Annotated in this window: 15 protein-coding genes; 14 read left to right on the top strand and 1 reads right to left on the bottom strand. The window is 68.0% G+C overall.

Translation table 11 applies throughout. The features are described from left to right. Window positions 1-81 precede the first annotated feature (81 nt). A complete protein-coding gene (gene recG / locus QRN16_RS06925) occupies window positions 82-2,310 on the top strand; it encodes an ATP-dependent DNA helicase RecG (protein ID WP_285186077.1) in 2,229 nt (742 codons plus the stop codon). A gap of 13 nt (window positions 2,311-2,323) precedes the next feature. On the opposite strand, the gene QRN16_RS06920 is transcribed toward recG, so the two are convergent. Further along, window positions 2,324-3,118: an SDR family NAD(P)-dependent oxidoreductase gene (locus tag QRN16_RS06920; protein ID WP_037187033.1), complete on the bottom strand. Its 795-nt coding sequence runs from the start codon at window positions 3,116-3,118 to the stop codon at window positions 2,324-2,326. Window positions 3,119-3,375: 257 nt separating this feature from the next. Here QRN16_RS06920 and QRN16_RS06915 point away from each other — a divergent pair, with 257 nt between their 5' ends. From QRN16_RS06915 to kdpF, 13 genes are all read left to right on the top strand, one after another. After that, on the top strand, window positions 3,376-4,734 hold the full coding sequence (locus QRN16_RS06915; protein WP_285185237.1) for an MFS transporter: 1,359 nt from the start codon (window positions 3,376-3,378) through the stop codon (window positions 4,732-4,734). After that, entirely contained in the window at window positions 4,725-5,627 is a 903-nt protein-coding gene (locus QRN16_RS06910; protein ID WP_374197725.1) for a transketolase, read from the top strand. Before QRN16_RS06915 ends, QRN16_RS06910 begins: the two co-directional genes overlap by 10 nt. Next, entirely contained in the window at window positions 5,624-6,616 is a 993-nt protein-coding gene (locus tag QRN16_RS06905; protein ID WP_285185234.1) for a transketolase family protein, read from the top strand. The genes QRN16_RS06910 and QRN16_RS06905 overlap by 4 nt, the downstream gene beginning before the upstream one ends. A gap of 86 nt (window positions 6,617-6,702) precedes the next feature. Next, entirely contained in the window at window positions 6,703-7,374 is a 672-nt protein-coding gene (locus tag QRN16_RS06900; protein WP_027506987.1) for a GntR family transcriptional regulator, read from the top strand. Between the two features lie 135 nt (window positions 7,375-7,509). Then, complete coding sequence (locus QRN16_RS06895) at window positions 7,510-10,917, top strand: pyruvate carboxylase (protein WP_222637742.1); 3,408 nt, start codon at window positions 7,510-7,512, stop codon at window positions 10,915-10,917. A 13-nt stretch (window positions 10,918-10,930) separates the two neighbouring features. Beyond that, the gene (rsmD, locus tag QRN16_RS06890) at window positions 10,931-11,518 is read left to right on the top strand and encodes a 16S rRNA (guanine(966)-N(2))-methyltransferase RsmD (protein WP_222637741.1); all 588 of its coding nucleotides are present in this window, start codon (window positions 10,931-10,933) and stop codon (window positions 11,516-11,518) included. A gap of 14 nt (window positions 11,519-11,532) precedes the next feature. Then, a complete protein-coding gene (coaD, locus tag QRN16_RS06885) occupies window positions 11,533-12,015 on the top strand; it encodes a pantetheine-phosphate adenylyltransferase (protein WP_027504973.1) in 483 nt (160 codons plus the stop codon). A 137-nt stretch (window positions 12,016-12,152) separates the two neighbouring features. Then, on the top strand, window positions 12,153-12,926 hold the full coding sequence (locus QRN16_RS06880; RefSeq protein WP_285185224.1) for a DivIVA domain-containing protein: 774 nt from the start codon (window positions 12,153-12,155) through the stop codon (window positions 12,924-12,926). A 195-nt stretch (window positions 12,927-13,121) separates the two neighbouring features. Further along, window positions 13,122-13,610 carry a YceD family protein gene (locus QRN16_RS06875; protein WP_081821208.1) on the top strand — a complete coding sequence of 163 codons (489 nt, stop codon included), beginning with the start codon at window positions 13,122-13,124 and terminating at the stop codon, window positions 13,608-13,610. 81 nt (window positions 13,611-13,691) lie between these two features. Further along, window positions 13,692-13,874 carry a 50S ribosomal protein L32 gene (gene rpmF, locus QRN16_RS06870; RefSeq protein WP_027504976.1) on the top strand — a complete coding sequence of 61 codons (183 nt, stop codon included), beginning with the start codon at window positions 13,692-13,694 and terminating at the stop codon, window positions 13,872-13,874. Between the two features lie 2 nt (window positions 13,875-13,876). Next, on the top strand, window positions 13,877-14,659 hold the full coding sequence (gene rnc, locus QRN16_RS06865; protein WP_027504977.1) for a ribonuclease III: 783 nt from the start codon (window positions 13,877-13,879) through the stop codon (window positions 14,657-14,659). Beyond that, a complete protein-coding gene (gene mutM / locus QRN16_RS06860) occupies window positions 14,652-15,536 on the top strand; it encodes a bifunctional DNA-formamidopyrimidine glycosylase/DNA-(apurinic or apyrimidinic site) lyase (protein WP_056445093.1) in 885 nt (294 codons plus the stop codon). Before rnc ends, mutM begins: the two co-directional genes overlap by 8 nt. A 244-nt stretch (window positions 15,537-15,780) precedes the next feature. Further along, a complete protein-coding gene (kdpF, locus tag QRN16_RS06855) occupies window positions 15,781-15,879 on the top strand; it encodes a K(+)-transporting ATPase subunit F (protein WP_027504979.1) in 99 nt (32 codons plus the stop codon). The last annotated feature ends 221 nt before the right edge of the window (window positions 15,880-16,100 follow it).

The following is a 16,100-nucleotide window of genomic DNA, read 5'->3' as shown; positions in this document are numbered from 1 at the left end:
CCGGCCCGCACGCGCCGATGCCGCAGGTGCCTGGTGGAATGGTCGTACGGATGGCGGCAGCATCAGGACGGGAGCAGCGCGGTGGTTCAGCTCGGTGACCGGCTCGACCACGTACTGGGTCGCAGGGCCGCCGATCCGCTCGAGACGGCGTTCGGTCTCGTCACGGTCGAGGACCTGCTGCGTCACTACCCCTTCCGCTACGTGACACAGGGTCAGGAGCTGGCCCGCAAGGACCCGGACGACGGTGAACGCATCACCGTCGTGGGGACGGTGTCCAAGGCGGACCTCGTGCCCATGAAGGCGCGCAAGGGCCACATGCTCAAGGTCGTGCTCACGTGCGACGGTCAGAACGTCTCCGCCACCTTCTTCAACGGTCACAAGGTGCGTCACAACATCACGGTGGGGTCGCGCGCGATGTTCTCGGGCACGGTCAAGTGGTTCCGGACGTCCTGGTCGCTGAACCACCCCGGTTACCTGATGCTCGACGGCGACGAGGACGACCTGGTGGGGCGCCCGCACGGCGGCGGCGAGCTCGCCGGCATGGCTCGCGGCGCCACGGACAGTTCCGGTGCGGTGAACATGTCCATGCTGTCGCTTCCGTTCCTTCCCATGTACGCGGCGACGCGGGAGGTCGAGAGCTGGACCTTCCTGCGCTGCGTGCGTCAGGTCCTGGACCAGCTCGATCGCGTCGAGGATCCGCTGCCCGAGACGGTGCGCGCCGAGCACGCGCTGATGAGCCTCGACGACGCACTGCGGGTCGTGCACTTTCCGGAGTCCGAGGACGACATCGAGAACGCGCGCTACCGTCTGCGCTTCGACGAGGCGACGGCGTTGCAGTTGGTGCTCGCCGAACGGCGCCACTCGGTGGCGGTGCGCACGGCGCCGGCCTGCGCGCGCGTGGCCGACGGTGTCGCCGCCGCCTTCGACGAGGTGCTGCCGTTCGAGCTGACCGACGGGCAGAAGGAGGTCGCCGAGGAGATCGAGAGCGACCTGTCCCGCACTCGGCCGATGAGCCGGCTCCTGCAGGGTGAGGTGGGATCGGGCAAGACGATCGTCGCTCTGCGCGCCATGCTGCAGGTGGTGGACGCGGGACTGCAGTGCGCGTTGCTGGCACCCACCGAGGTGCTCGCCACACAGCACCACCGGTCGATCACGCGGCAACTCGGGGCGCTCGCGACGGCCGGGGAACTGGGTGCGCCCGACCGCGCCACCCGAGTGGTGCTGCTGACCGGATCGATGTCGACGGCCGCGAAACGTGCCGCGCTGTTGTCGATCGTGACCGGAGACGCAGGCATCGTCATCGGCACTCACGCACTCATCCAGAGCACGGTGTCGTTCTTCGACCTCGGGATGGTGGTGGTCGACGAGCAGCACCGCTTCGGAGTCGAGCAGCGGGACGCGTTGCGCGCGAAGGCGAGAGAGGGCGTCAGCCCGCACCTGCTGGTCATGACGGCCACGCCCATTCCGCGGACGATCGCCATGACCACGCTGGGCGATCTCGAGACGTCCACCCTGCGTGAGCTTCCCCGCGGACGCGCGCCCATCCGCACCTCGGTCGTTCCCGCCCAGCACAGACCTGCCTGGGTCGAGCGAGCGTGGAGCCGGATCTCCGAGGAGGTGGCGGCCGGCCGCCAGGCCTACGTGGTGTGTTCGCGGATCGGCGACGAGAAGCCCGAGGATCTCGGCAAGGACACTCCGGACACCGCGTCGGCGGTCGATGTGTACGAGTCGCTCCGCGCCGGCGCTCTGTCGAACCTGCGCGTCGGGTTGCTGCACGGGCGGCTGCCCACGGAGGAGAAGGACGAGGTGATGTCCGCGTTCAACGACGGCGACATCGACGTCCTCGTCTGCACCACCGTGGTGGAGGTCGGTGTCGACGTCCCCAACGCCACGGTCATGGTCATCGTGGACGCCGACCGGTTCGGCGTGAGTCAGCTGCATCAGTTGCGTGGCCGCATCGGTCGTGGCGGCCACCAGGGTCTGTGCATCCTGCTCACCGAGCTCGCACCGGGCACCCCCACCTACGCGAGGCTCGACGCCGTCGCGGCGACGACCGACGGGTTCGAGCTCGCCGTTCTCGATCTACGGCAACGCCGGGAGGGTGACGTGTTGGGCGCAGCGCAGTCGGGCACCACGACGACCCTGCGACTGTTGTCGCTCCTCGATCACCTCGACATCATCACCGCGGCCCAGACCTTCGCCCGCGACGTCGTCGATCGGGACCCGGGGCTCGTGGAGCACCCCGGTCTCGCGGCGATGATGCGATCCGCCGTGGACGCGACCAGGGTGGACTTCCTCGACAAGGCGTGAACGCCCGACCCGGTCAGTGCATGTGGCTTCCCCCGTTGATGTCCAATGTGGTGCCCGTCAGGTAGGACGCGTCCTCCGACGACAGGAACGTGATGATCGCGGCGACCTCACGAGCAGTGGCGACGCGTCCCACCGGGATGCCGTCGGCGATCGCCTGCTCCTGCTCGGGCGTGCTCCCCACCCGGATGGCGGTGTCCGCGGCGCCCGGAGTGACAGCATTCACCGTGACCCCGGTGTGTCCGATCTCGCGGGCCAGCGCCTTGGTGAAACCGAGAACCGCCGCTTTCGCCGAGGAGTAGGGCACCTTGCCGAACACGCCGCCGCCGCGTTGAGCCGACACCGACGACATGTTGACCACGCGTCCCCACCCGGCATCGATCATCGCGGGGAGGAAGGCCTTCGTGACGAGGTAGGTGCCGGTCGCGTTGACCGCCATCACCTTGTTCCACAGGTCCAGCGTGGTCTCGAGAAACGGCACCGGTGACGTGATGCCGGCGATGTTCGCCAGGGCGCCCACGGTGGGGAGCGATCCCGACTCGACCTCGGCGGCCACGGCCGCACGAGCTCGCTCCACGGACGACTCGTCCGCCACGTCGACCTCGTGGCCGAAGGCCCGGACGCCGTACGCATTCGCGATGTCCGCGGCGACCTTGGCCGAGGCCTCCCCGTCGAGATCGAGGACGACGACTGCCCAGCCCTGCTCGGCGTACAACGCCGCGGTCGCGCGGCCGAGGCCCCGTTCCGAGGCAGCTCCCGTGACGACGGCGGTACGGCTGACGGTGGCCGGTCGGGCCAGAGTGTCGAACATGGTGATCTCCGATACGGGTGTGGGGGAACGGCTGTCGAGGCTGGTGTCACGGTTCGAGAGGGGCGACGGCCGGTGTCGGCCGCCTGCGAAGGCTCGTCGTGATGCAGCACACAGTAAGACCCGAACTGCGGTTCAGTCAACTGTTGCACACCAACAGTTGACTGTTGACAGTGAACGTGTGGTGGGTCACACTCGTAATCGATGACGGCATCCGTCACCCTTTCCTCACACCTCCAACACCTCGAAAAGGGGTAGTCATGAGCAGCGAGACTCTGGCCATGCGCGGGCAGGTCCACGGCACACCCGACGCCAAGCGCGTCGCCGTGGGGTCGTCCGTCGGCGCGGTGATCGAGACGTACGACTTCATCGGTTTCGGCACCGCCGCGGCGCTCTACTTCGGAACGGCGTTCTTCCCGGGCCAGAGTTCGGTGGCCGGCACCCTGGCCGCCTTCGCCACGCTCGGCGTCGGCTTCGCGGCACGCCCGATCGGAGGCATCATCGGCGGCCACCTCGGTGATCGTGTCGGGCGCAAGCCCGTTCTGGTGGCGTCGCTCATCGTGATGGGACTCGCGACGTTCGTCATCGGTCTGTTGCCCACCTACGCCCAGGTCGGCGTCGTCGCGCCCGTGCTGCTGGTCATCGTCCGCATCGTCCAGGGACTGGCGTTCGGTGCCGAGTGGGGCGGAGCGATTCTGATGAGCTACGAACACGCCCCGTGGCGGCGCAAGGGCGCGTTCACCGGCATCGTGCAGGCGGGATTCCCGGTGGGTCTCCTGCTCGCGAACCTGGTGTTCCTGTTCAGCGTGCACCTCGGCGGCGACTGGGCCTGGCGCGTTCCGTTCCTCGCCAGCATCGTCCTCGTCGTCGTCGGGCTGATCATTCGATCCAAGGTCCCGGAGTCCCCGGTGTTCGACGAGGTCAAGGAGTCCGGCCAGGTCCAGCGTGCGCCGATCGTCGAGTCCGTGAAGCAGGACTGGCGCAACATCCTGCGGGGTATCGGACTGCGCATCGCCGAGACCGCCGGCTACGCCGTGTCCATCACCTACATGATCTCGTACCTGCACAACGAGGAACTGGCGACGAAGTCCGAGACCCTGACCGCTCTCTGCATCGCGTCGGCGCTGGGCATCGGCGCGACCGTCGGTTGGGCGACTCTGACGGACAGGATGGGCCGCCGACCCGTCTACATCGGAGTGTGTGCGTTCGGGGTGTTGTTCGGAATCCCGATGTTCCTCCTCGTCAACACGGGCACCTTCATCCTCGTGGCCGTCACCTTCGTCCTGGCCTACACCGTGTGCCAGAACGCGCTCGCCGGTGCGCAGGGCGCGTGGTTCCCCGAACTCTTCACGGCGAGTCGCCGAGCGTCCGGAGCCTCACTGGCCTACCAGATCTCGGCCATGGTCTCCGGCTTCACTCCGTTCATCACCACGCTGCTCTTCGTCTCCTACGGCTGGATGGGGCCGGCAATCCTCTTCAGCGTCTACGCGCTGATCGGTCTCCTCGCCGCCCTGTCCACCCGTGAGACGTGGGGCCCCACCGAACGACGACTCGCACTGCAGGCCGAGCTCGACGAGAACCTCGTCGCGACCGCCACCTCTCGAAAGGAATCGCTGTGACCGTCACTGACAGCATCACCACCGACCGCACGACACGGATCCGCGCCGCGGAGCGATTCGCCTACGCCATGCGCCATCACGTCCTCGACATGGGCGAAGCGCAGGGTCAGGGATACGTGGGTCAGGCACTGGGAGCGGCGGACATGTTCGCCGCCGTCTACAGCGGACGGCTGCGCTACCGCCCGGCGGATCCGCACTGGGCGGAGCGGGACCGCTTCCTGCTCTCGACGGGCCACTACGCCATCGGGCTCTACGCGGCGCTCGCGGAAGCGGGCACGGTGAGCGTCTCCGAACTCGAGACCTACGGCTCCGACGATTCGCGGCTCCCCATGTCCGGAATGGCGTCCTACACGCCCGGGATGGAGATCAGCGGGGGCTCGCTGGGACACGGACTGCCGGTGGCGGTGGGAATGGCTCTGGGACTGCGTCACCAGGGGTCGCCGTCACTCGTGTTCAACTTCCTGTCGGACGGGGAACTGGACGAGGGCTCCACGTGGGAGGCCGCGATGGGAGCCGCTCATCACCGACTGGGCAACCTCGTCGCACTCGTCGACATGAACGCACTGCAGGCCGACGGACCCACCGCGGGAGTCCTGGGCATCGAACCGGTGCAGGACAAGTGGGCGGCCGCGGGATGGTCCGTCCACCGTGTCGACGGCAACGACGCGGGCGCGTTGCTGGACGCCCTGGACGACATCGCGACGCGGACGTCGCCGACCGGCACCCCGTCGGTCGTCGTGTGCGACACGCGGATCGGGTTCGGCGTACCCATGCTCGAGACCCGCGAGAAGGCGCACTTCATGCGTATCGACGAGGACGAGTGGAGCGTGTGCCGGGATCAGCTCACCGCTCGCTTCCACGACGCAGAATTTCACGAGGGAGACCACTCATGACCACCGCATCCGCCCCCAAGCTCAAGACGTCGGCGATGATCGCCTCGTTCGTCGACGAGGGTCAGCGCACCACGGCGGCCCCGTTCGGACACGCGCTCGTCCGTGCAGCGGAACAGGATTCGCGCATCGTCGGCCTCAGCGCCGACCTGGCGAAGTACACCGACATGCACATCTTCGCGCAGGCCTGCCCCGACCGTTTCTTCCAGATGGGGATGGCGGAGCAATTGCTGTTCGGCGCCGCGGCGGGCATGGCGGAGACCGGCCTGATTCCTTTCGCGTCCACCTACTCGGTCTTCGCGGCGCGCCGCGCGTACGACTTCCTGTGCCTCGACGCGGCCGAGCCGAATCTGAACGTCAACATCGTCGGGGGACTCCCGGGCCTCACCACCGGCTACGGGCCGAGTCACCAGGCGACCGAGGACATGGCGATCTTCCGCGGAATGCCGAACCTCACCATCGTCGACCCGTGCGATGCCGTGGACATCGAGCAGGCCGTTCCCCAACTCGCCGCGACTCCGGGCCCGACCTACCTCCGGTTGCTCCGCGGGAAGGTCGCGTCGGTACTCGACGAGTACGACTACACCTTCGAACTGGGCAAGGCCAAGGTCATTCGACCGGGCAACGACGTCGTGCTGGTGTCGTCCGGTCTGATGACCATGCGTGCGCTCCAGGCCGCCGAGCGACTCGCGAAGCACAGGGTGGACGTGTCGGTCGTGCACGTGGCGACGATCAAACCGTTCGACGCGGAGACCGTCCTGCGCGAACTCTCGACCGACCGGGCCGCATTCACCCTCGAGAACCACACCCGCATCGGTGGGCTCTTCGAGACGGTCGCCTCGGCGTGCGTCGAGTCCGGCACGGTGCGTCAGGTGACTCCCATCGCGCTGCCCGACGAGTTCCTGGCCGCCGGCGCACTCCCCACGCTCCACGATCGTTACGGGTTGTCCACCGACCGCATCGAGGAGCGTGTTCTCGCGGCGTTGCGGTGAGCAGTGCCGGATCGACACGGGCGGCCGTTACCCTGAGATCACTGTCGACCGGCAGCTGTCGACATCACCGTTTCGAGGAGGTCTCCATGGCCGCACAGCCCGCCACGCTCCTGGGGTTGCAGAAGACGAATCTGCGCGATCAGGCTCTCGACGCGCTGCGTCGGGCCATCACCAGTGGCGAGCTGCGTCCGAGTTCCGCGCTGGTGGAGACGGAGTTGTCGGAGCGCCTGCAGATCAGCCGAGGCACGTTGCGCGAGGCCCTGCGGCAGCTTCAGCAGGAGGGGCTCGCTGTCATCGGCGCTCGGGGTCGGCTGTACGTGCGGCATCTGGACGACAAGGAGATCAGGGACATCTTCGTCGTGCGCGCCGCGCTCGAGTCCACCGCTGCCGCACTGCTCGCGGAGCGAGACGACCGGCAGGAGTCGGTCGCCGGCCTGTCGAGCGCGCTCGACCTGATGGACGCCGCCGGTGACGGTGATCTCGAGGCCCGGATCGAGTCCGATCTCAGTTTCCACCGACTGCTCTGCCGGCTCACCGGCAACGAGACCCTGGTGCACTCGTGGACGTCCCTCGAGGGTTCGATCCGCATGTCCATCATGTGGGCCGGCAAGTCTCGCGCGGTCGGGAACATGGACACCGACCGACACCGCCGCATCGTCGAGGCGATCGGATCGGGCGACGGCGCGGCTGCCAGCGCCTCGGTGGCGGAACACATGACGTGGGCCGCCGCGAATCTCTCCGCCGACATTTCTGCATAGGAGATGCGAGCGGCGTGGACGTGATCGGCGCTACTGTCCCGGCACCACGACGGCTGCTCGCTGCGTTCCGCACATGTCTCATATCTGGACAAGTCATAGCTCCGTCTCGCCCGTACTGAAGGTAGGTTGACCGGAATGTTCTCCAAGGTGCTGGTGGCAAATCGCGGCGAGATCGCGATCCGTGCGTTCCGTGCGGCGTACGAACTCGAGGCGCAGACGGTGGCGGTGTTCCCGTTCGAGGACCGCAATTCGGTGCATCGGACGAAGGCCGACGAGGCGTACGAGATCGGCGAGCCGGGGCATCCGGTGCGCAACTACCTGTCGGTGGATCTGATCGTCGACGCGGCGGTGCGTGCGGGTGCGGACGCGATCTATCCGGGGTACGGGTTCCTGTCGGAGAATCCGGAGTTGGCGGCGGCGTGTGCGGCGGCAGGGATCACATTCGTGGGTCCGTCGGCGGAGGTGTTGGAGCTGACGGGGAACAAGGCGCGGGCGATCGCGGCGGCGAAGGATGCCGGGTTGCCGGTGTTGGCGTCGTCGGAACCGTCGACGGACGTCGATGCGTTGGTGGCGGCGTCGGAGTCGATGACGTTCCCGGTGTTCGTCAAAGCGGTCGCGGGCGGTGGTGGCCGCGGTATGCGGCGGGTTGCGGAGCCGTCGGGTTTGCGTGCGGCGATCGAGGCGGCGGCGCGGGAGGCGGAGTCGGCGTTCGGTGACGCGACGGTGTTCCTGGAGCAGGCGGTGGTCGAGCCGCGGCACATCGAGGTGCAGATTCTCGCGGACACCCACGGCGATGTGATCCATCTGTTCGAGCGTGACTGCTCGGTGCAGCGCCGTCACCAGAAGGTGGTGGAGCTGGCGCCGGCGCCGAACATCTCGGACGAGCTGCGGGCCCGGTTGTGCAGTGACGCTGTGGCGTTCGCGCGGAAGATCGGGTACTCGTGTGCGGGCACGGTGGAGTTCCTGGTGGACCGGGACGGTAACCATGTGTTCATCGAGATGAATCCGCGGATCCAGGTCGAGCACACGGTGACCGAGGAGATCACCGATGTCGACCTGGTGCAGTCGCAGTTGCGGATCGCCTCGGGGGAGTCACTCGAGGATCTGGGGTTGCGGCAGGAGGACATCCGGATCCGGGGTGCGGCGATGCAGTGCCGCATCACGACGGAGGACCCGGCGAACGGGTTCCGCCCGGACACCGGCCGTATCACCGCGTACCGCACCCCGGGCGGTGCGGGCATCCGTCTCGACGGCGGGACGACGTTGGGTGCGGAGGTGTCGGCGTACTTCGACTCGATGCTGGTGAAGCTCACCTGCCGTGGTCGCACGTTCGAGGACGCGGTGGCGCGGTCGCGGCGGGCGTTGGCGGAGTTCCGTATCCGCGGTGTCTCGACGAACATCGGCTTCCTGCAGGGACTTCTGCAGGACGAGGACTTCCGTGCGGGCAACGTCACGACGTCGTTCATCGAGGAGCGACCCGAGCTGTTGACGGCGCGGTCGTCCGGCGATCGCGGTACCAAGATCCTGACCTACCTCGCGGACGTGACGGTGAACAAGCCGCACGGCGAGCGTCCGAGCACGGTCTACCCACAGGACAAGCTGCCGGACATCGATCTGTCCGTCGCGCCGCGCGACGGGTCTCGGCAGCGGCTGCTCGAGCTCGGTCCCGAGGGCTTCGCCCGCGACCTGCGTCAGCGAAAGGCGTTGGGCGTCACCGACACCACGTTCCGCGACGCCCACCAGTCCCTGTTGGCCACGCGGGTGCGGACCTCGGGACTGCTGATGGTCGCCCCCTACGTCGCGCGGACCACACCCGAACTGTTGTCGATCGAGTGCTGGGGCGGTGCGACGTACGACGTGGCGCTGCGGTTCCTGCACGAGGATCCGTGGGAGCGGTTGGCGGCGCTGCGGGAGGCGGTGCCGAACATCGCCCTGCAGATGTTGCTGCGCGGGCGTAACACCGTCGGCTACACCCCCTACCCGGAGCGGGTGACGACAGCATTCGTCGAGGAAGCGGCGGCGACGGGTGTGGACATCTTCCGCATCTTCGACGCGCTGAACAACGTCGACCAGATGCGCCCCGCGATCGACGCCGTCCGCGAGACCGGCACGACGATCGCCGAGGTGGCGATGTCGTACACCGGTGACCTGTCGAACCCCGACGAGAAGCTCTACACCCTCGACTACTACCTGCGGTTGGCGGAGCAGATCGTCGACGCCGGCGCGCACGTGTTGGCGATCAAGGACATGGCGGGGCTTCTGCGGGCGCCGGCGGCGACGACGTTGGTGACGGCGCTGCGCAAGAATTTCGATCTGCCGGTGCACGTGCACACCCACGACACCCCGGGTGGTCAGTTGGCGACGTACCTGGCGGCGTGGCAGGCCGGCGCGGATGCTGTGGACGGGGCGTCGGCGTCGATGGCGGGCACGACCAGTCAGCCGGCGTTGTCGGCGATCGTGGCGGCGGCGGCGCACACCGAGCGGGACACCGGGTTGGATCTGGCGGCGGTGTGCGATCTGGAGCCGTACTGGGAGGCGATCCGAAAGGTGTACGCCCCGTTCGAGTCCGGGCTCCCCGCTCCGACCGGGCGGGTCTACACGCACGAGATTCCGGGTGGGCAGCTGTCCAATCTGCGTCAGCAGGCCATCGCGTTGGGCCTGGGGGACCGGTTCGAGGACGTGGAGAAGGCGTACGCGGACGCGGACCGGTTGCTGGGCCGGCTGATCAAGGTGACGCCGTCGTCGAAGGTGGTGGGCGATCTGGCGTTGCACCTGGTCGGTGCGGGGGTGTCGATGGAGGACTTCGCGGCGGATCCGGGGAAGTTCGACATTCCCGATTCGGTGATCGGGTTCCTGCGCGGCGATCTGGGCACCCCGGCCGGTGGGTGGCCGGAGCCGTTCCGCACCACCGCGTTGGCGGGGCGCGGCGCCGGGCGTGGGGAGGCGACGTTGACGACGCAGGACGAGGTGCTGCTCTCCGGCACCAGTGCCGAGCGGCGTGATCGTCTCAATCATCTGTTGTTCCCGGGGCCAGCGAAGGAGTTGGCGGAGCACCGGGAGAAGTACGGGGACACCTCGGGGTTGTCGGCGAATCAGTTCTTCTACGGATTGCGTCAGGGCGACGAGCATCGGGTGCGCCTGGAGAAGGGTGTGGATCTGCTGATCGGGTTGGAGGCGATCTCGGAGCCGGACGAGGCGGGGATGCGGACGGTGATGTGCATCCTCAACGGTCAGTTGCGGCCGGTGTCGGTGCGGGACAGGTCGATCTCGGCGGATGCGCCGACGACGGAGAAGGCGGATCGGGACGATCCGTCGCATCTGGCGGCGCCGTTCGCGGGTGTGGTGACGTTGACCGCGGAGGTGGGGCAGTCGGTGTCGGCGGGAGAGACCGTCGCGACGATCGAGGCGATGAAGATGGAAGCAGCCGTCACCGCGCCGCGGGCGGGCACCGTCACCCGTCTGGCTCTGTCCGGTGTCGCGCAGGTCGAGGGCGGGGACCTGATCTGCGTCATCGCCGTCGGCGACACCACCGACCGCTCCTGACAGGGTTCTCGCAGTGACCAGGATCGTGGCCGGGACGGCCGGCGGGCGTTCGCTCGTCGTGCCGTCCCGCGGCACCAGACCCACCGCGGACCGGGTCCGAGAGGCGCTCTTCAGTGCGCTCGAGAGCCGGATGTACCTCGACGGTGCGTCGGTGCTGGACCTGTACGCGGGGTCTGGCGCTCTCGGTCTCGAAGCGCTCTCGCGCGGAGCCGAGCACGTCCTCCTCGTCGAGAACGACGCGCGCGCGGCGGCCGTGGTCGCCCGGAACATCGAATCCGTGGGACTGCCGGGAGCGCAGGTGCGTACCGCGCCCGTCGCGGCCGTCGTCGGCGGGACACCGGAGCGCCGCTACGACCTCGTGCTCGCCGATCCTCCGTACTCCGTGTCGGACGGCGCCGTGTCCTCGGTGTTGGACCGACTCGTCGAGGGCGAGTGGCTCGCCGAGGACGCCCTCGTGGTCGTCGAGCGGTCCTCGCGCTCGCCCGCAACGGTGTGGCCCGCCGGGCTCGTCGAACTGAAGGCCAAGCGCTACGGCGAGGCTCGCATCGACATGGCCCGGTTCGAGGTCGCGCAGATCGAGCACCCCGCACGGGGAAGCTGATACGTTCACCCACCATGAGCCGCGCCCTGGTCCCGGGATCCTTCGATCCGATCCACAACGGTCATCTCGACGTGATCTCGCGCGTCGCAACGCAATTCGACGAGGTCATCGTCACGGTGGTGGTGAACCCCAACAAGAGTGGACTCTTCACCGTCGACGAACGGGTCGAGATGCTGGCGCAGGCCACCACTCATCTGCAGGGTGTGCGCGTCGCGACGTGGCAGGGGTTGCTCGTCGACTTCGCGTCGGAGTCCGGGGCCACCGCCATCGTCAAGGGTCTGCGCAACGCCGCCGACTTCGACTACGAGGTGCAGATGGCGCAGATGAACCGGCGACTCACCGGCGTGGACACAGTGTTCCTCGGAACCGACCCGGTGCACAGCAGCTTGTCGAGCTCGCTCATCAAGGAGATCGCGCGATTGGGCGGAGACGTCACGACGATGGTCCCGGCCGCCGTGCACGACCGACTGCTGGCCCGGCTCGCCGAGCGCTCCTGACCGGGCCGGACGGCGACACACCGGGGGACAATCGTGCGGACCGGTGCGCGTACCGGGCACACTGACACCGGAGATCGCGCCCGACGGGTGTGGTCGCCGAACTCAGAGACTGTCGATCGAAGTGAGGGCCGAGCACGGTGTACCGGGTATTCGAGGCGCTCGACGAGCTCGTCGCGATCGTCGAGGAGGCGCGCGGCGTCCCGATGACCGCGGGATGCGTCGTCCCGCGTGGTGATGTGCTGGAGCTGCTGGACGACGTCCGAGACGCCATTCCGGGTGAGCTCGACGACGCGCAGGACGTGCTGGACCACCGCGACAAGCTGGTGTCGGACGCACGGACCGGTGCCGAGAAGACGATCTCGTCGGCCGACGCGGAAGCCACCAGCACGGTGGAGAACGCGCGGGACGAGGCCGATCGACTCCTGGCCGACGCGAAGGCCCACGCCGACCGGATGGTCGCCGAGGCCACCGCGCACGCCGAGAGCCTCGTCGCCGACGCCACCGCGCGCGCTGACGCCACCATCGCGGACGCGGAGCACGAGTACGAGACGCTGACCGAGCGCGGCCGCGTCGAGTCCGCTCGCTCGATCGACGCCGGCAAGGCGGCCTACGAGCGTTCCGTCGCCGACGGTCTCGCCGAGCAGGAGCGCCTGGTCTCGCAGACCGAGGTGGTGCAGTCCGCGCACGCGGAGTCCGCTCGGGTCATCGACGCGGCGCACGCCGAGTCGGATCGTCTGCGTACCGAATGCGACCTCTACGTCGACACGAAGTTCGCGGAGTTCGAGGAGATCCTCTCCGGCACGTTGCGGTCCGTCGGTCGGGGACGGCAGCAGCTCCGCACCGGCAGTGGCGTTCCGAGTTACGACACCGATTTCGCCGACTCGCGTGGTGAGGGCCGCTCGCGCTACTGACCGCCACGCAGATCCCTCCTCGCAGGGTGGGCTGGTGTGATTTGGCGCTGACCTGACGCTCCCGTATCGTGGAGTGGTTGCCCGCACCGCCCGTGAAAGGATCGTTCGTTGTCTCCCGCTGCTCGTCGCCACTCCGCCGAACCCGTCTCGGGGCTGGTGGTGGACACCCGTCGTCTGGGTCGCCGCGCAGGGTCGATGATGCCGGTCGCTCGCACCGTTCCCTCCCCGTCGCGCATCGGTCTGGACCTGATCGCGATCCAGGAGGGGGCCGACATCGATCTCGATCTCCGGTTCGAGTCCGTGTCCGAGGGTGTGCTCGTCAGCGGCACGGTCGACGCCGACACCGTCGGTGAGTGCTCGCGGTGCCTCGAGCCGTTCACGTCACACGTGCAGCTCCACCTCACGGAGCTGTACGCGTACCCGAACAGCGTCACCGAGGCCACCACGGACGAGGACGATCTCTACCGGGTCGAGGACGACGCGATCGATCTCGAACCACTGATCGTGGACGTGGCGGGGCTCACCCTGCCGCTGCGACCCCTGTGCACCGAGGACTGCCAGGGACTGTGCCCGGAGTGCGGCATCCGCCTGTCGATTGCGGAACCGGGTCATGCGCATGAGACAATTGATCCTCGCTGGGCCGGTCTCGCGGCGAAGCTGCAGACCGACACCGACCAGACCTAGTCGGCCGGCGCACCCTGCGCCTGCACGACCCGTGCTTCACCAGCACGACATTGCACCGAACGAGTACGAGGAGAAGTAGAAGTGGCTGTTCCGAAGCGCAAGATGTCGCGGTCCAACACCCGATCGCGACGCAGCCAGTGGAAGACCACTGCACCCACCCTCATCACCTGCCCCAACCGCGGGTGCGGCGAGAAGACCCTGCCCCACACGGTGTGCCCGAACTGCGGCACCTACAAGGGTCGCCAGGTCACCGCGGCAGTCTGACGGTGACCTCTCAGTCGCCAGCGACAGACCGGAGCGGCGAGGACGATCATGCATCGCTTCTCGCCGCTCTTGGCGTGTCTCTGGACCACGACCTGCTCGTCCACGCTCTCACCCACCGCTCGTACGCGTACGAGAACGGTGGGCTGCCCACGAACGAACGCCTCGAGTTCCTCGGAGATTCCGTTCTGGGTCTGAGCATCACCGAGCAGCTGTACAGCGCCCACCCCGACAAGTCGGAGGGCGAGCTGGCCAAGATCCGCGCGAGCGTGGTCAACATGCACGCGCTCGCCGAGGTGGCTCGCCAACTGGGTGACGGCGGACTCGGTGCGCACCTGCTTCTGGGCAAGGGCGAGGAGATGACCGGTGGGCGCGACAAGCCGTCGATCCTCGCGGACGGCATGGAATCGCTTCTCGGCGCCATCCACGTCGAGCACGGCATCGACGTCGCACGCGAGGTGGTGCTGCGTCTGTTCGACGCGTTGCTCGAGCGTGGACCGCGTCTCGGTGCCGGCCTCGACTGGAAGACCAGCCTGCAGGAGCTCACGGCCGAGAAGGGTCTCGGTGTTCCCGCGTACGAGATCACCGCGACGGGACCGGACCACGACAAGGAGTTCACGGCCACCGTGCTCGTCGGCGGATCGCCGCACGGGCAGGGCGTGGGTCGCTCGAAGAAGGAAGCCGAGCAGCGCGCCGCCAGCGCGGCCTGGAACGCTCTCAGTGAATCGGCCTCCGCAGCGCTGATCGCCGGCCCGACCCCGGAGATGTCGTCCGACCGGAATGCCTGAACTTCCCGAGGTCGAGGTGGTGCGACGCGGACTCGCGTCGCACGTCGTGGGGGAGACCCTCGTCGACATCGAGGTCCTTCATCCGCGTGCCGCTCGACGGCATCTCGAGGGAAGTCTCGATCTCCAGTCGCGACTGGCCGGCACCACCGTCGTGTCCGCCGAGCGCCGTGGCAAGTACCTCTGGCTCGTGGTCGCCGCGAACGACGACGCGACCGGGCCGCTCGAGTCGATCGTGGTGCACCTGGGCATGAGCGGGCAGATGCTCGTCCAGCCCGCGGACGCACCCGACGAGAAGCATCTCCGCATCCGCGCCCGACTGGGCAGCGGCACGGATCTGCGATTCGTCGATCAGCGGACGTTCGGCGGGTGGGCCGTCGCCGACCTCGTGGAGGTCGACGGCTCCCGGGTCCCGGTTCCCGTGGCGCACATCGCCCGCGACCCACTCGACCCCCAGTTCGACGCGGAGTCCGTGGTGACGGCGATGCGGGGGAAGCACACCGAGATCAAGCGCGCGCTCCTCGATCAGACCGTCGTGTCGGGCGTGGGCAACATCTACGCCGACGAGTCGTTGTGGCGCAGCAAGATCCACGGCAATCGACTCACCGATTCACTGACTCGCCCGGCGCTGCGCAGGTTGCTGAACAACGCGCACGCTGTCATGGGGGAGGCACTGGCGCAGGGCGGCACCTCGTTCGACGCGCTGTACGTCAACGTGAACGGTCAGTCGGGGTACTTCGACCGGTCACTGGCCGCATACGGCCAGGAGGGACTCCCGTGCCCTCGCTGCGGCGCTCCCATCCGCCGCGAGAAGTTCATGAATCGGTCGTCCTTCAGCTGTCCGAAGTGTCAGCCGGCGCCGAGGGTTCGGCGGGGGTAGGGCGACTCCCGGCACGTCGGTCGTAAAGATCTCATAAACACGCCTGCTCGCAGCGTCAACAGAGTGTCAGTGAGGCCGAGATGGGCGCGTAGGGGGTGGACGCTGGCGTAGCTGCCGAGCAACCGCCGGCAGTTCGTCGCCGTTTCACGAGGATTGCATCCATGGCTGACCTGGCCTATCTACTCACCGCCGCAGCAGGTTTCGCTGTGCTGGTATTCACCGTTCTTCGACTCGGGCGATCCGCATGACCGCCGCCGGAATCGAGAGCGTGATCTTGATCGTGGTGTCCGCGGCACTTGCGGTGTACCTGCTGATCGCGTTGCTCGACCCCGAAAGGTTCTGAGCCGTGACCCCCGCACTTGCGGCCGGCGTGCAGATCGCGGCCGTCGTGATCGTGCTCGCTGCCGCCTACGTTCCACTCGGCGACTACATGGCGCGCGTGTTCACCACCCCGCGAGATGCACGTGCTCGTGAAGAATTGGTCAGCTCTGCCGCGAACCAGGCAGAGGGATCGACGATCACCACGACCACTGCTCTCGACCCTCCGCAGCCGACGAGCAGGTC

Source organism: Rhodococcus sp. MEB041, from assembly GCF_030208955.1.
Taxonomy (GTDB): Bacteria; Actinomycetota; Actinomycetes; order Mycobacteriales; family Mycobacteriaceae; genus Rhodococcoides.
This window is presented reverse-complemented; position numbering and strand designations above follow the sequence as displayed.

Coding starts and splice junctions, on each gene's coding strand:
- QRN16_RS06920 (WP_037187033.1), bottom strand. CDS start 3,118: ATGTTCGACACTCTGGCCCGACCGGCCACCGTCAGCCGTACCGCCGTC.
- QRN16_RS06915 (WP_285185237.1), top strand. CDS start 3,376: ATGAGCAGCGAGACTCTGGCCATGCGCGGGCAGGTCCACGGCACACCC.
- QRN16_RS06905 (WP_285185234.1), top strand. CDS start 5,624: ATGACCACCGCATCCGCCCCCAAGCTCAAGACGTCGGCGATGATCGCC.
- QRN16_RS06900 (WP_027506987.1), top strand. CDS start 6,703: ATGGCCGCACAGCCCGCCACGCTCCTGGGGTTGCAGAAGACGAATCTG.
- QRN16_RS06895 (WP_222637742.1), top strand. CDS start 7,510: ATGTTCTCCAAGGTGCTGGTGGCAAATCGCGGCGAGATCGCGATCCGT.
- coaD (WP_027504973.1), top strand. CDS start 11,533: ATGAGCCGCGCCCTGGTCCCGGGATCCTTCGATCCGATCCACAACGGT.
- QRN16_RS06875 (WP_081821208.1), top strand. CDS start 13,122: ATGATGCCGGTCGCTCGCACCGTTCCCTCCCCGTCGCGCATCGGTCTG.
- mutM (WP_056445093.1), top strand. CDS start 14,652: ATGCCTGAACTTCCCGAGGTCGAGGTGGTGCGACGCGGACTCGCGTCG.
- kdpF (WP_027504979.1), top strand. CDS start 15,781: ATGACCGCCGCCGGAATCGAGAGCGTGATCTTGATCGTGGTGTCCGCG.